Annotated in this window: 15 protein-coding genes; 9 read left to right on the plus strand and 6 right to left on the minus strand. The window is 61.3% G+C overall.

The features are described 5' to 3' along the window. Positions 1-153 precede the first annotated feature (153 nt). From mnmE to hemE, 4 genes are all read right to left on the minus strand, one after another. Positions 154-1,473 carry a tRNA uridine-5-carboxymethylaminomethyl(34) synthesis GTPase MnmE gene (gene mnmE / locus J2Z31_RS21230; RefSeq protein WP_209604337.1) on the minus strand — a complete coding sequence of 440 codons (1,320 nt, stop codon included), beginning with the start codon at positions 1,471-1,473 and terminating at the stop codon, positions 154-156. Positions 1,474-1,843: 370 nt separating this feature from the next. Then, positions 1,844-3,109, minus strand: a complete 1,266-nt coding sequence (gene rho / locus J2Z31_RS21235) for a transcription termination factor Rho (RefSeq protein WP_209604339.1) — start codon at positions 3,107-3,109, stop codon at positions 1,844-1,846. 190 nt (positions 3,110-3,299) lie between these two features. Further along, positions 3,300-3,842, minus strand: coding sequence for a protoporphyrinogen oxidase HemJ (gene hemJ / locus J2Z31_RS21240; RefSeq protein WP_209604340.1), 543 nt, complete (start codon positions 3,840-3,842; stop codon positions 3,300-3,302). Then, complete coding sequence (hemE, locus tag J2Z31_RS21245) at positions 3,839-4,870, minus strand: uroporphyrinogen decarboxylase (protein WP_209604342.1); 1,032 nt, start codon at positions 4,868-4,870, stop codon at positions 3,839-3,841. Before hemE ends, hemJ begins: the two co-directional genes overlap by 4 nt. Positions 4,871-5,276: 406 nt before the next feature. Here hemE and J2Z31_RS21250 point away from each other — a divergent pair, with 406 nt between their 5' ends. From J2Z31_RS21250 to dnaQ, 5 genes are all read left to right on the plus strand, one after another. Continuing rightward, entirely contained in the window at positions 5,277-6,098 is an 822-nt protein-coding gene (locus tag J2Z31_RS21250) for a pyruvate, water dikinase regulatory protein (protein ID WP_209604344.1), read from the plus strand. Positions 6,099-6,214: 116 nt separating this feature from the next. Continuing rightward, complete coding sequence (locus J2Z31_RS21255; protein ID WP_209604346.1) at positions 6,215-6,814, plus strand: Maf-like protein; 600 nt, start codon at positions 6,215-6,217, stop codon at positions 6,812-6,814. Beyond that, positions 6,807-7,667 (plus strand): shikimate dehydrogenase, encoded by an 861-nt coding sequence (locus J2Z31_RS21260; protein WP_209604349.1) that lies wholly within the window; start codon positions 6,807-6,809, stop codon positions 7,665-7,667. The genes J2Z31_RS21255 and J2Z31_RS21260 overlap by 8 nt, the downstream gene beginning before the upstream one ends. After that, a complete protein-coding gene (gene coaE, locus J2Z31_RS21265; protein WP_209604351.1) occupies positions 7,664-8,248 on the plus strand; it encodes a dephospho-CoA kinase in 585 nt (194 codons plus the stop codon). Before J2Z31_RS21260 ends, coaE begins: the two co-directional genes overlap by 4 nt. Positions 8,249-8,483: 235 nt before the next feature. After that, complete coding sequence (gene dnaQ / locus J2Z31_RS21270; protein ID WP_209604352.1) at positions 8,484-9,179, plus strand: DNA polymerase III subunit epsilon; 696 nt, start codon at positions 8,484-8,486, stop codon at positions 9,177-9,179. 205 nt (positions 9,180-9,384) lie between these two features. On the opposite strand, the gene secB is transcribed toward dnaQ, so the two are convergent. Together secB and J2Z31_RS21280 are read right to left on the minus strand one after the other, a co-directional pair. Continuing rightward, complete coding sequence (secB, locus tag J2Z31_RS21275) at positions 9,385-9,882, minus strand: protein-export chaperone SecB (RefSeq protein WP_209604355.1); 498 nt, start codon at positions 9,880-9,882, stop codon at positions 9,385-9,387. Between the two features lie 204 nt (positions 9,883-10,086). Then, positions 10,087-10,581: an FxsA family protein gene (locus tag J2Z31_RS21280; protein WP_209604357.1), complete on the minus strand. Its 495-nt coding sequence runs from the start codon at positions 10,579-10,581 to the stop codon at positions 10,087-10,089. A 134-nt stretch (positions 10,582-10,715) separates the two neighbouring features. Here J2Z31_RS21280 and J2Z31_RS21285 point away from each other — a divergent pair, with 134 nt between their 5' ends. Genes J2Z31_RS21285 through J2Z31_RS21300 form a run of 4 tightly spaced genes read left to right on the plus strand, consistent with a single transcriptional unit; the run spans position 10,716 to position 13,463 of the window. Continuing rightward, positions 10,716-11,420, plus strand: coding sequence for a Tim44/TimA family putative adaptor protein (locus tag J2Z31_RS21285; protein WP_209604358.1), 705 nt, complete (start codon positions 10,716-10,718; stop codon positions 11,418-11,420). A gap of 15 nt (positions 11,421-11,435) precedes the next feature. Then, positions 11,436-12,542, plus strand: a complete 1,107-nt coding sequence (gene mltA / locus J2Z31_RS21290) for a murein transglycosylase A (protein WP_209604360.1) — start codon at positions 11,436-11,438, stop codon at positions 12,540-12,542. Then, positions 12,535-13,089, plus strand: coding sequence for a Smr/MutS family protein (locus J2Z31_RS21295; protein WP_209604362.1), 555 nt, complete (start codon positions 12,535-12,537; stop codon positions 13,087-13,089). The genes mltA and J2Z31_RS21295 overlap by 8 nt, the downstream gene beginning before the upstream one ends. Next, positions 13,086-13,463, plus strand: coding sequence for a helix-turn-helix domain-containing protein (locus tag J2Z31_RS21300; RefSeq protein WP_209604364.1), 378 nt, complete (start codon positions 13,086-13,088; stop codon positions 13,461-13,463). The genes J2Z31_RS21295 and J2Z31_RS21300 overlap by 4 nt, the downstream gene beginning before the upstream one ends. Positions 13,464-13,483 lie beyond the last annotated feature (20 nt).

Genomic DNA, 13,483 nt, shown 5'->3' on the forward strand with positions numbered 1-13,483 from the left:
TCAGCCGCGCCTGTCAAGACGTTTCACGTGAAACGCTTCTACAGCGTCTTGTGACGCGCTACACGCGCTGTAGCCGATGCTGCGTGTCATTTCCTCAAATGGAGGTCGAGGAAGGAGACATGCAGTAGCGGCCCGCTCGCATTGTAAAGGCCGTCACTTGCCGATGCAGAACTCCGAGAAAATCACGTCCAGCAGGTTCTCCACGTCGACGCGCCCGGTAATGCGGCCGAGAGCGTCGCTCGCTATCCGCAATTGCTCCGCCTGCAGGTCCAGCCCTTCCGTTGTCATTCCGAGCTGCAAGGCGGCGCTTGCCTGGCGAAGGCAATCCACGTGCCGCTTCCGCGCCGGCATGGCAAAGGATATCCGCCCCGCCATATCCGGCAAATACGAGGCCAGCCTCTGCAACAGCTCGGGAATGCCAGCCCCGCTTTTCATCGAAATGAAGACATCTGCGTCCTCAGGTTGCCAGGCATGTTCCTCCGTGTCGATCTTCGTTGCCACACGGATTACACCCACGCCCTCGGCGATCGGCTCGTCGAAATGAAACCCTTCCGGTTTTTCTGAGAGGAGCAAGATCAGATCGGCGCCAGCGATAATCTCCCGCGCCCGCCGAATGCCCTCGCGCTCGACCAGCTCCTCGGTCTCGCGCAGGCCCGCCGTATCGAAGAGTTTAACCGAGAATCCGGCTAATGAAAGATCGATGGAGAGCACGTCGCGCGTCGTGCCGGCAATCTCGGTGACGATCGCAATATCACGTTTTGCGAGTGTATTGAGCAGACTCGACTTTCCGGCATTTGGCTTGCCTGCAATGACGATCTTGAGGCCATCACGAATGATCTCGGCGAGGCCGGCATCAGCGATGTGCGCATCGATCTCCGCCCGAAGCTTCGCCATATCGACCCAAATCGACGCGCTCACGGAACCCGGAATGTCGTCCTCATCGGCAAAGTCGAGTTCCGCCTCGATCATCGCTCGGGCATGGGTGAGGCGGCGGGCCCAGGACTGGTAAAGAGCCGACTGTCCGCCGCCGGACTGCTCGACGGCCAGCCGGCGCTGCATTTCGGTTTCCGCGGCGATCAGATCCGCCAGTCCCTCAACCTCGACCAGGTCCATCTTGCCATTCTGAAAGGCGCGGCGCGAAAATTCGCCTGCTTCCGCATGCCGAAGGCCGTCGATTTTTGAGAGTTCGTCGAGAATGGCGTGGACGACCGCGCGGCCGCCATGCACCTGGAACTCGCAGCAATCCTCGCCGGTGAATGATGCCGGACCTGGATAATATAGGACCAGGCCGCTATCGAGTGGCTCACCGTTACGCGTCCGAATCGTTCGGAGCGCGGCAATTCGTGGCCTGGGCAGCGCGCCGCAAAGCTGAACCACTGCCTCTGCAGTCGCAGGCCCGCTGATGCGGACGACCGCCACACCGGCGGGTAGGGCACCACTGGAGAGGGCATAGATCGTGTCGGTGAACTGCATCGGCCTGTTGAACCCGCAATTCCCGGGATTCGCCCCGGTGCAGGCTCACTTCTAACTCGTGTTTCTGTTGGGCATCTATATTCAACTGCTCGCGGCAGGGTGCACTTTACGTGCTTCCGTCCTGGACGGTCGGCGCGTTATGCACATGTCGGACCCGAAAATCAAGCGGCCGCCATCTCCGCGCGCCTCGGCTCAAGCGCATGTTTCACGTGAATCATCCCGGACTGTCGTGTCATGCCGAGCAGAACCGGTACTGCGGCCTAGTGCACCCGTCGGATGTCAACGACTCCGGCTAAATATGTGAAGCAGTGTACTGAAACAGATACGGCCGGGACCTCGCAATCCCGGCCGTTAGAGGGCAACCAACCATTCAGGCGTTCATAGAATCGAAGAAATCGCCGTTATTCTTGGTCTGCTTGAGCTTGTCGATCAGGAACTCGATAGCATCAGTGGTGCCCATCGGCGCGAGAATACGGCGCAGCACGAAGATCTTCTGCAGTTCCTGGCGCGGAACGAGCAGGTCCTCCTTGCGCGTTCCCGACTTCAGAATGTCCATCGCCGGGAAGATGCGCTTGTCGGCAACCTTACGGTCGAGGACGATTTCGGAGTTGCCGGTGCCCTTGAATTCTTCGAAGATGACTTCATCCATGCGGCTGCCGGTATCGATCAGCGCCGTGGCGATGATCGTCAACGAACCGCCTTCCTCGATGTTGCGCGCCGCACCGAAGAAACGCTTCGGCCGCTGCAGAGCATTCGCGTCGACACCGCCGGTCAGAACCTTGCCGGAAGAGGGCACGACAGTGTTGTAGGCGCGACCGAGACGGGTAATCGAGTCGAGCAGGATGACGACATCGCGCCCATGCTCGACCAGCCGCTTGGCTTTCTCGATCACCATTTCGGCCACCTGGACGTGGCGCGTTGCCGGCTCGTCGAAAGTCGAGGACACCACCTCGCCCTTCACCGAGCGCTGCATGTCGGTCACTTCCTCCGGCCGCTCGTCGATCAGGAGCACGATCAGATAGCATTCCGGGTGATTGGCGGTGATCGAATGTGCGATGTTCTGCAACAGCACCGTCTTGCCGGTACGTGGCGGCGCCACGATCAGGCCGCGCTGGCCCTTGCCGAGCGGCGCCACCAGATCGATGACGCGGGCGGAAAGGTCCTTCGACGTCGGGACGTCGAGCTCCATCTTGAACCGTTCGTTCGGGTAAAGCGGTGTCAGGTTGTCGAAGTGAACCTTATGACGGATCTTCTCCGGGTCGTCGAAGTTGATCGTATTGACCTTGAGAAGCGCAAAGTAACGTTCGCCTTCCTTCGGGCCGCGGATCGGTCCTTCCACGGTATCGCCGGTCTTCAGCGAGAAGCGGCGGATCTGCGAGGGCGATATATAGATATCGTCCGGACCCGGTAGATAGTTTGCGTTCGCCGAGCGCAGGAAGCCAAACCCGTCCTGAAGGACTTCGACGACGCCTTCGCCGATGATCTCGATCTCCTGTGTCGCCAGCATCTTGAGAATCGCAAACATCAGCTCCTGCTTGCGCATGCTGCTGGCATTTTCCACCTCAAGCTCTTCCGCAAAAGCGAGGAGATCGGTCGGCGTCTTGTTCTTGAGGTCTTGAAGCTTCATTTCAGCCATGAAGAGTCCATGTTCTATAGGGGGAAGCAGGTGGCGTGATTTTGGTAACGGAGCTGCGAGGGGAAGGGGGCAGGCTCTAAACTTCGTCACAGGCCATGGAGGAGATGCGCGAAAATAGCGATTCACGTGAAACGCCGCAAGGGGGCGCCGCAAATTAGCGACAACTATCGCAGCTGCGAATCGATTGAATTCAAAATGGTTTCACGACGACGAGGATGACCACGAGGATCATCAATAGGGTCGGTGCCTCGTTCATCAGCCTCCAATAGCGGGCATCACGGCGATTCTCGTCCCGGCTGAAGCACTCGACGGCGCGGCTGAAATGCGCATGGATGAGCGTCAACAGTACGACCGCCACTATCTTGGCATGCAGCCAGCCACCGCGGAATCCGTACAAATCCCACGCGAGATAGAGCCCGAGACCCCAGGTAATCTTCATTGCCGGATTCATGATGACCTTCAGCAGTCTCTGCTCCATCATCTTGAATGTCTCCGACTGTACCGAACCGGGCTCGGCATCGGTGTGATAGATGAAGAGCCGCGGCATATAGAGCAGCCCCGCCATCCAAGATATCACGGCGACGATGTGGAGCGCCTTGATCCAGAGATAGAGATCGTCCGGCTGCCAGACGAAGAGCCCCGCAAGCAGGGCCGCAAACACGCAGAGTGCCACGATCGCGCGCAGCCGCGCCCGTTTTCCTGGCCCGTGGTCTGTCTGCCGTTCTCGCCTCATCGATACCCGCGCACCCGCGATACCAGGGCGGCGACGTTTGCCGGATCCGCGTCCGGTGTAATGCCGTGTCCGAGGTTGAAGATCAGCGGCCCGTTGCCGAGCGCGTCGAGAATCCGGTCGACCCCACTCTCCATCGCCTGCCCGGCGGCCACGACCCGCATCGGGTCCAGATTGCCCTGGACAGGACCGTCCTTCTGTAGCTCCGCGGCGAAGGAGAGCGGCACCGTCCAGTCGAGGCCGATCGCGTCCGCTCCCGTGGCCTGCCGATAGGTCTTGAGCAGCGTACCGGCGCCCTTGGCGAACGCGATGATCCTGGCGGACGGGCGCCTGGCTCGAACGGACGCGATGATCCGTCGCACCGGTTCGGCGGCAAAACGGGCAAACTCGTCTTCACCCAAAACGCCGGCCCAGGAATCAAAGATCTGCACGGCGTCGGCACCGGCGTCGAGCTGCGCGACCAGATAATCGGCAGAAACATCTGCCAGAAACCCCAAGAGCCGATCGAAAGCTTGCGGATGGCGATAAGCAAAGAGCCGGGCAGGTGCCTGGTCGGGGGTGCCATGTCCGGCAATCATATAGGTCGCTACCGTCCAGGGGGCGCCGCAGAAGCCAAGCAGGGTCGTTTCCCCCGGCAGTTCACGACGGAGCCGCGTCACGGTTTCGAAAACAGGGGCGAGGTGCCGGGAAACGCCACCGGCATCAAGACCCTTGATGCCATCCTCATCGATCGGGTCCATCCGGGGTCCATGCCCTTCCTCGAAGCGCACATTTCGATGAAGCGCATCGGGAATGACGAGAATATCGGAAAACAGGATCGCTGCGTCGAACGCATATCGCCGGATCGGTTGCAGCGTCACCTCGACGGCAAGCTCAGGCGTATAGCAGAGGTCGAGGAAGCTTCCAGCCACCGCCCGCGTCTGTCGGTATTCAGGAAGATAGCGCCCGGCCTGGCGCATCAGCCAGATCGGGGGAGGCGTGAGGCATTTCCCGTTCAACACCTCCATGACTTTCCGACGTGTCTCGTCCACCGCGAGCTTCCCCAATCTAAAAACAATCTCATTTCTAATTGTTTCTATTTCTTAGAGTCGGTGGCTATCAAGGATTAAAATCAGTCCTCAGTTCGTCCAAACTGGCGGGATGTCTCCGGCGCGCCCGGGAAAATCATCGGACGGTTCAGCAAAGCTATTGGGAAAGTCCGGAATGCCGAGGCAAGTCAACGGCTTGCGCTGTTCGCGAGCGGGTCTCTTCCTGTGGACAAGGAGTCGATCCGCGTGACAAATTGTCGTCGGCTTGAGTCTTGTCCACAGCGCCGGACGGGTCATTTTCGCCTGGGCGGCACTTGTGAACAACTAGGCGCTTTTCCACTTGCCTGATCGCCGCTTGCGTCCTTAGCTGTCTTCAGTCCCGGCCTATCAACAGCCCCCGGAGAATTGCGTGGAGAATCGCAAAAACTACTTCCACCTGCACCTTGTCTCCGATTCGACCGGCGAAACGCTGATTGCCGCCGGCCGCGCCGCGGCTGCGCAGTTCCAGTCCTCGCATGCGCTGGAACATGTCTATCCGCTGATCCGCAACAGGAAGCAGTTGATGCAGGTCCTGGAGGCGATCGATGGCGCGCCCGGCATCGTGCTCTACACGATCGTCGACCGTGAGCTTGCTGGCCTGATCGATCAGAGGTGCCGCGAGATCGGCGTACCCTGCGTCTCGGTACTCGACCCTATCATCGAACTGTTCCAGTCCTATCTCGGTTCGCCATCGCGCCGCCGCTCGGGTGCCCAGCACGTGATGGACGCGGACTATTTCGCCCGCATCGAAGCGCTGAACTTCACCATGGATCACGACGATGGCCAGATGCCGGCCGATTTCAACGAGGCGGACGTCGTTCTTGTGGGTGTCAGTCGAACCTCGAAGACGCCGACGAGCATCTATCTCGCCAATCGCGGTATCAAGACCGCCAATATTCCGATCGTGCCCGGTGTGCCGCTGCCGGGAGCCTTGCTCCAGGCGACGAGGCCGCTGATCGTCGGTCTCATTGCCAGCGCGGACCGGTTGTCGCAGGTCCGGCAACATCGCGTGCTCGGAACCACCCATGGCTTCCACGGCGAGGATTACACGGACAGGGCAGCGATCGCCGAAGAGCTGAAATATGCCCGTGCGCTTTGCGCGCGCAACAATTGGCCACTCATCGATGTCACGCGCCGCTCGATTGAAGAAACCGCAGCGGCGATCGTTGCCCTTCGGCCGCGGCTCAGATAAGCCGGAACCGGCCGTGAACGGCCGCCTCCTTTGGCGGCGTCGAGAGAAGCGGTGCCGTGATGATTGGCGAGAGTCGATCATGCGATGAGCGCACTTTTGCAATGCGGGACTACGATATGACAGCCTTGCTTGTGCTGGCCTCGGCCAGTCCGTTCCGCCGGGCCCTCCTCGAAAATGCAGGGCTCGTCTTCGAGGCGCATGCGGCCCAGGTGGACGAGCGTGCCTTGGAAGAGCCGCTCGAGGCAGCGGGTGCCTCGCCCGTCGATGTCGCCCTTGTGCTAGCCGAGGCAAAGGCGCGCGATGTCGCCCGCCATTTCGGGGGCGCATTGGTGATCGGCAGCGATCAGACGATGTCGCTCGGGCAACGCGTTTATCACAAGCCGAAGGACATGGCGGAAGCCGCCGAGCATCTCCTCTCGCTCTCCGGCAAGACGCATCGCCTGAACAGCGCGATCGTTCTCGTCCGCGATGGCGATGTTCTCTGGCGGCATGTCACCACCGCTCACATGACGGTCAGGCCCTTGAGTCCGGATTTCGTCGCGCGGCATTTGGAAAGTGTGGGCGAAAAGGCGCTTGCGAGCGTCGGCGCCTACCAGCTCGAGGGGCAAGGTATCCAGCTCTTCGAACGGATAGAAGGCGACTATTTCACCATTCTCGGCCTTCCTATGCTGCCGCTTCTCTCCAAGCTCCGCGAACTGGGATCCATCGATGCGTGATTCACGTGAAACATTTGTTAACCATGCCTTCGTCACCGGCTATCCGATCAAGCATTCGCGCTCCCCGCTGATTCATGGTTACTGGCTGAGGAAATTCGGGCTCGAGGGCAGCTACAAAGCACACGAGGTCAAGCCCGAGGACTTCCCAGCCTTCATGAATGCGCTCAGGGACGGAAGTGCCGGCTTCTGTGGTGGCAACGTCACCATTCCGCATAAGGAGGCGGCGTTCCGGCTCGCCGACCGGCTTGACGAACACGCCGCCGAGCTCGGTGCGGCCAATACGCTGTGGCTCGAGGAGGGGGAAATCCGCGCTACCAATACCGATGGTCTCGGCTTCGTCGCCAATCTCGACGAACGCGCCCTCGGCTGGGATCGGATCTCGACCGCCGTTGTCCTAGGGGCCGGTGGAGCCAGCCGCGCTGTCATCCAGGCGGTGCGCGACCGGGGAATAAAGACGATCCATGTGGTGAACCGCACCGAGATGCGGGCGCGGGAACTCGCCGACCGCTTCGGCGCCGCCGTCCGTCCGCACCCGATGGCGGCGCTCTCCGAAGTCATGGCCGGGGCCGGACTGTTCGTGAACACCACTTCGCTCGGCATGGACGGAGAGCCGGCGCCGCAGATCGATTTCTCCCCGCTATCCGGGGAGGCCGTCGTCACGGACATCGTATATGTCCCGCTCAAGACTCCGCTTTTGCGGCAAGCGGAGGAGCAGGGCTTCCGCATCGTCGACGGGCTTGGCATGCTGTTGCACCAGGCCGTGCCAGGATTCGAAAAATGGTTCGGTCGGCGGCCGCTCGTTGACGAGCAGCTCCGGCAGATCATCATTAACGATATGGATGCGCACGCATGATCATCGTTGGCCTTACCGGCTCGATCGGCATGGGAAAGTCGACCACGGCCAAGATGTTCCGGGATCTTGGCGTGCCGGTGAACGATGCCGATGAGGTCGTGCACGACCTCTATCGCGGCGAAGCGGTTCCTCGGGTCGAAGCCGCTTTCCCGGGGGTCGTCAAGGATGGCGCCATCGACCGAGCCGAGCTTTCGCGGCAGCTTGTCGCCGCACCCGATCGGCTCGGAGAATTGGAGCAGATCGTCCATCCGCTCGTGCGTAAGCGCGAGCGGGAGTTCCTCGCCAAGCATCGCGCGGCCGGCGCGCCTTTCGTGCTCCTGGACATTCCGCTGCTATTCGAAACCAAGGCGGAGGCGCGGGTCGACCGGGTGGTCGTCGTCACATGCGATCCCGAGATCCAACGGGAACGGGTCCTGAGACGGCCGGGCATGACGGAAGAGAAATTCGCAATGATCCTCGCCCGCCAGGTCCCCGACAGCGAAAAACGTGCCCGCGCGGATTATCTGATCGATACGAGCGACAGTTTCGACGTCACCCGCGAGCAGGTACGCGCCGTCGTCGATCGCCTTCGGGCGGGGTAGCGCGGTAGCGGGGCTCTCCTGGGTTTCACCGGATTGGCGTCTGGGGCACCGAAGGACAGCGCCGCGCCGGAGCGCCATCGCAGGCCCCTCTCCTCCTGTCACCTTGGGGAGGGTTGGGGAGGGTCTTTCGGGGCGGTTGGAAAGCTACTCGCCCACTTCAATCGAGCGCCGAATCCCATTAAGACAGATCGCGCTTCGCATTGATTCGCATCGAGCCGATCTCCAGGAACCCCGCATGCGTGAAATCATCTTCGATACCGAAACGACCGGCCTCGACAATCGCGAGGACCGGGTCATCGAGATCGGTGGCGTGGAGCTCGAGAATCAGTTTCCTACGGGACGGACGATCCACATCTATCTCAATCCGGGCGACCGTAAGGTCCATCCGGACGCGCTGGCCGTCCACGGCATCACCGACGATTTCCTGAGGGACAAGCCGTCCTTTGCCGACGTTGTCGAGGAGGTCCTCGCGTTTTTCGGCGATGCCCGCTGGGTCGCGCACAACGCCACATTCGACATGGGCTTCATCAATGCCGAATTCGAGCGGCTGGGATTGCCGCCGATCGCCGCCGATCGGGTGACCGACACATTGGCGCTCGCCCGGCGCAAGCACCCGATGGGCCCCAATTCGCTCGATGCCCTCTGCCGCCGCTATGGTATCGACAATTCCCACCGCGCCAAGCACGGGGCGCTTCTCGACTCCGAGCTTCTCGCCGAAGTCTATATCGAAATGATCGGCGGCCGGCAGGCGGCCCTCGGCCTCGTCACCAGTCACATGGGCGGGCTCGCGGCCGATGCCGATGATGCCCCGATCCTGGTGTTCAAGAGGGAGAGGCCGCTGCCGCCCCGCCTGACGGAAGCCGAGATTGCCGCTCATGCGGCGCTCGTTTCCAAGATCGGCGCCAAGGCCATCTGGACGAAGTATGGCTAGCGCATCGCCCGAAATCGGAACCGATTATCGGAAAGCTCGATGCGCAGATTCAAAGAGTTTCAGCGACCTTCGCAGGTCTCAAAAACGCGAGGCGCTGTAAGAGGGAGCGGAATTCAAGAGCCGACGACCCGCATGTAAGGCGCATCCTCACCCAAACAAAAAGCCCGGCTGAGAAGCCGGGCTTTCGTGACCGCTGACGATCGTATCAGTTGGTCGTGTTGTTGGTGTTGGCGACCTGGGCGCGAACCTTTTCTTCAGCCATGCGCTGCGCGAACATCTGCGCGAAATCGATCGGATCGATCATCAGCGGTGGGAAACCGCCATTGCGGGTCGCATCGGCCACGATCTGACGGGCGAAGGGGAACAGGAGCCGCGGGCACTCGATGAAGAGCAGCGGCAGCATGTGTTCCTGCGGGAAGCCGCTGACGCGGAATACGCCACCATAGGCCAGTTCGATGTTGAACAGCATCTTGTCGCCGTCCTTCGCCTGGGCATTCAGCGACAGCACGACGTCGAAGTCGTTCTCAGCCAGCGGATTGGCGTTGACGTTGACATTGATGTTGATCGAAGGAGCGCGATCGCGGGCCTGCAGCGAACGCGGTGCGCCAGGGTTTTCGAAGGAGAGGTCCTTGACATACTGGGCCAGGATATTGAGCGACGGGTTCTGCTGGGCGTCGCCGTTGGAAGCGGTATCAGTCGTCATAAGAGTTTCCTCGGACTTCGAATTGGTGAGGCCATCTAGCACTTCGTCCCCTGGCTTACAACCCTCGCCGCAGGGACTGGTTCCTCGGAAAGATTACCCACTTATCGACGCAATCGCCTCCGGTTCAGGAAATCGCTGAAAGCGCATCCCGCAGCTCCGCTGGCTTTGGCGCGAATGCCATGGAAGGAGATCCATCGGCCCCGATCAGTGGGAAATCCGATTGGCCGGCGGACCGTTTTCGTCCTTCTCTTTCCGGGAGAATTCGTCCTCATCGAGATCGATCACCGAACCTTTTGACTGCTCGTTCCTCCTGCCGCTCGTATAAAAACCCGTGTCGGTCAGGATGGTCATTCTCGTCCTCAGCGCGTCTGCCAGCAGGCGCCTCGCCGGAGGCAACAGGAGCAGGAGGCCGATGATGTCTGTGAGAAAGCCCGGAACGATGAGCAGGACCGCCGCGATGAAGATCAGCGCGCCGCCGATAACGTCCAGGCCCGGGTCGACGCCCGAGCGGGCCGCTTCCTGCACGCGGCGAAGCACGCCAAGGCCCTTGATACGCAAAAGGGCGACGCCGGCAACGGCGCTCAGCAGCACGAGCAGCAGCGTCAGGGCGACGCCGAGCGCGCGCCCGACGATGACGAAGCCGGCAATTTCCGCAAGCGGCAGGCCGAGGAGAACGAAGGGTGTGACAAGGGATCGCATCGAAGAAGCTCACAAGAAGAGAAGTGCAATTGCCATCGCGACGGTTTATGGGTGCGACATCGCCATTTGAATGGTTTATCCTTGCGGACTATATGGAACAGTAAGGCAAATTCTAACAGCGGTTCCGGGTGGAAATGGGCTCTTTCGACTTCATCACGTTTTTTTTCCTGATCGCGGCGGTGGTCATCTTCCTGCAATTGCGCAGCGTCCTTGGCCGCAGGACAGGGAATGAACGGCCGCCTTTCGATCCCTACGCTCCGCGCGATGTCGCTCAACGCACCGAGGCGAGCGACAAGGGCAAGGTTGTTCAACTGCCGCGGCGCGAGAGTGCCGCGGAAGAGGAGTCCCGCCATGCGGCGATCGACTCCTTCGCCAAGCCCGGCACGTCGCTTAACGCTCAGCTTAGAAGCTTGAGCGACGCCGACCCCCAGTTCGAGCCTGCGGAGTTCGTCAACGGGGCCAAGATGGCCTATGAGATGATTGTGATGGCTTTCGCCGATGGCGACCGCAAGACGCTCAAAGGACTTCTTTCGCGCGAGGTCTATGAGGGCTTCGAGGCCGCCATCGCCGAGCGCGAGGCCAGGGGAGAAGTGGTCAAGTCGACCTTTGTCGGCATCGAAAAGGCCGACATCATGCATGCGGAATTGAAGGACAGCGAAGCAAACGTCACGGTCCGGATCATCAGTCAGCTCATTTCCGCCACCTATGACAAGCAGGGCAAGCTCGTTGACGGTGACGCCGATTCCGTGGCCGAAGTCAACGACCTCTGGACCTTCGCGCGTGACATCCGCTCCCGCGATCCGAACTGGAAGCTGATCGCCACCGAATCGGAAAATTGACCGCGAGAGGCAATCATGGCCTTTGATCTCGAGCCGGTCGCTTTTGCGGATTTGCCCGGTTGGCAGCAAGACAACCCAGCGCCGGTTATCGCCGCGCTTCGCCGATGCCACCGCCAAGTGACCAGGGTGAAGTCGTACAGGACCGGTTCCCTCGGCATTTCGGTCGATGATCTCCTGCCGGCCTTCGGCGCCGCCGGTATGGCACGCCTTGGGGAGACCGGGGCACGGGCGTTTTTCGAGGAACACTTCCTGCCATTCCGGATTCTCCCCGATGGAAGCGGCAAAGGCTTCGTGACGGCTTTCTACGAGCCGGAAGTCGACGTGCGCGCGACCGCTGATGCCGACTTCCGTTTCCCTTTCTATCGGCGCCCGGATGATCTGGTCGATCTCGACGACGATGCCCGGCCGGAAGGCATGGATCCGTATTTCGCCTTCGGAAGGCTTCGCGACGGTACGATCGAGGAATATCCGGACCGGCGGGCGATCGATCAGGGCTTCCTCGCCGGTCGCGGTCTCGAGATCGCCTATGCGCGTTCCAAGGTCGATGTTTTTTTTGCGCATGTGCAAGGCGCCGCGCGGCTCATCTATCCGGACGGCTCGCGCCGGCGGATCACCTATGCGGCAAAGACGGGACATCGCTTCTCCGCCATCGGCCGGCTCCTCGTCGATCGCGGCGAAATCGAAGCCGCGAGCGTGTCGATGGCGAGCATCCGCGGCTGGCTTGCCGCCAACCCGGAGCGCGTCGACGAGGTTCTCTGGCACAACCGGTCCTTCATCTTTTTCCGCGAGGCGCCGGTCGAAGATGCCGATCTTGGGCCGATTGCGGCAGCCAAAGTGCCGCTGGAGCCGGGACGCTCGCTGGCCGTAGACCGCCTCATCCATACGTTCGGCGTTCCCTTCTATATTGCGAGTGCGACGCTGACCCATCTCGACAATGGCCGCTCCTTCGGACGGCTGATGCTGGCGCTCGACACCGGTTCGGCGATCGTTGGCCCAGCGCGTGGCGATATCTTCACCGGCTCAGGTGAGGCCGCCGGCAATCTCGCAGGCTCGGTGCGCAACGAAGCGGACTTTTTCGTCCTCGTGCCGCGCGCGGCAGCGGCCAGATATCGCCATGGCTAAGGACAAGAAGCTTACGGCGGAAGACCGCATCTTGTGGGGCAAGGTCGCGCGCTCGACCAGGCCGATGCCCGGTCGGCTCGACGAACTTGCCGATCTGCTGGGAGAAGAAGAGCAATCGCCGTCGGCGGTGCAGCAGCAAGGGTCCGCGACGCCAGCGGAAAAGCCGGAGCGGGGTTTTACCTTGAGCGGCAAGCCCGATCACCGCCATCATCCGCTCGAAAGACCGGTCAAGCGCAAGTTGCAGAAAGGTACGCTGGCGCTCGAAGCGCGCATCGACCTGCACGGCATGATCCAGAGTGAGGCGCATGGATTCTTGCTGCAGTTCTTGCTGAAGGCGCATGAACGCGGGCTCAGGCACGTCCTCGTCATCACCGGGAAGGGTACGTCGCTCGGCAGCGACGGCGCCTTGAAGCGGGCGGTTCCGCTGTGGTTCTCGTTGCCGGAATTCCGGCCGTTGATTTCCTCCTATGAGCCGGCGGCCAGAAACCATGGCGGCGATGGGGCTCTTTATGTGCGCCTGGCCCGGACCAGGGGGCGGGCATCATGACGCCCTTCGGTGAAGCCATGCGCGATCTGCGCCGCCGCAAGGGCGCCTCGCAGAAAGAGATGGCGGCGGCAATCGGGGTATCGCCCGCCTATCTTTCGGCACTTGAGCACGGCAAGAGGGGCGCGCCGAGTTTCGACTTCCTGCAGCGCGTCGCCGGATACTTCAACGTAATCTGGGACGAGGCGGACGAACTCTTCCGCATCGCCCGAATTTCCGATCCCCGGGTGGTGCTCGACACGTCCGGTCTGCCGGCCGGACATACCGCCTTTGCCAACCGGCTGAGCGAGCGGATTCGCGATCTGCCGGAGGAGGCGATCGAGGCCATGGAAGATATTTTGGAAAAAGCCACATTTCCTGATAATGACAGGGGATAAAGCCCACCTCGCCCGCGACC

Origin of the sequence: Sinorhizobium kostiense (assembly GCF_017874595.1) — a bacterium.
Classification (GTDB): domain Bacteria; phylum Pseudomonadota; class Alphaproteobacteria; order Rhizobiales; family Rhizobiaceae; genus Sinorhizobium; species Sinorhizobium kostiense.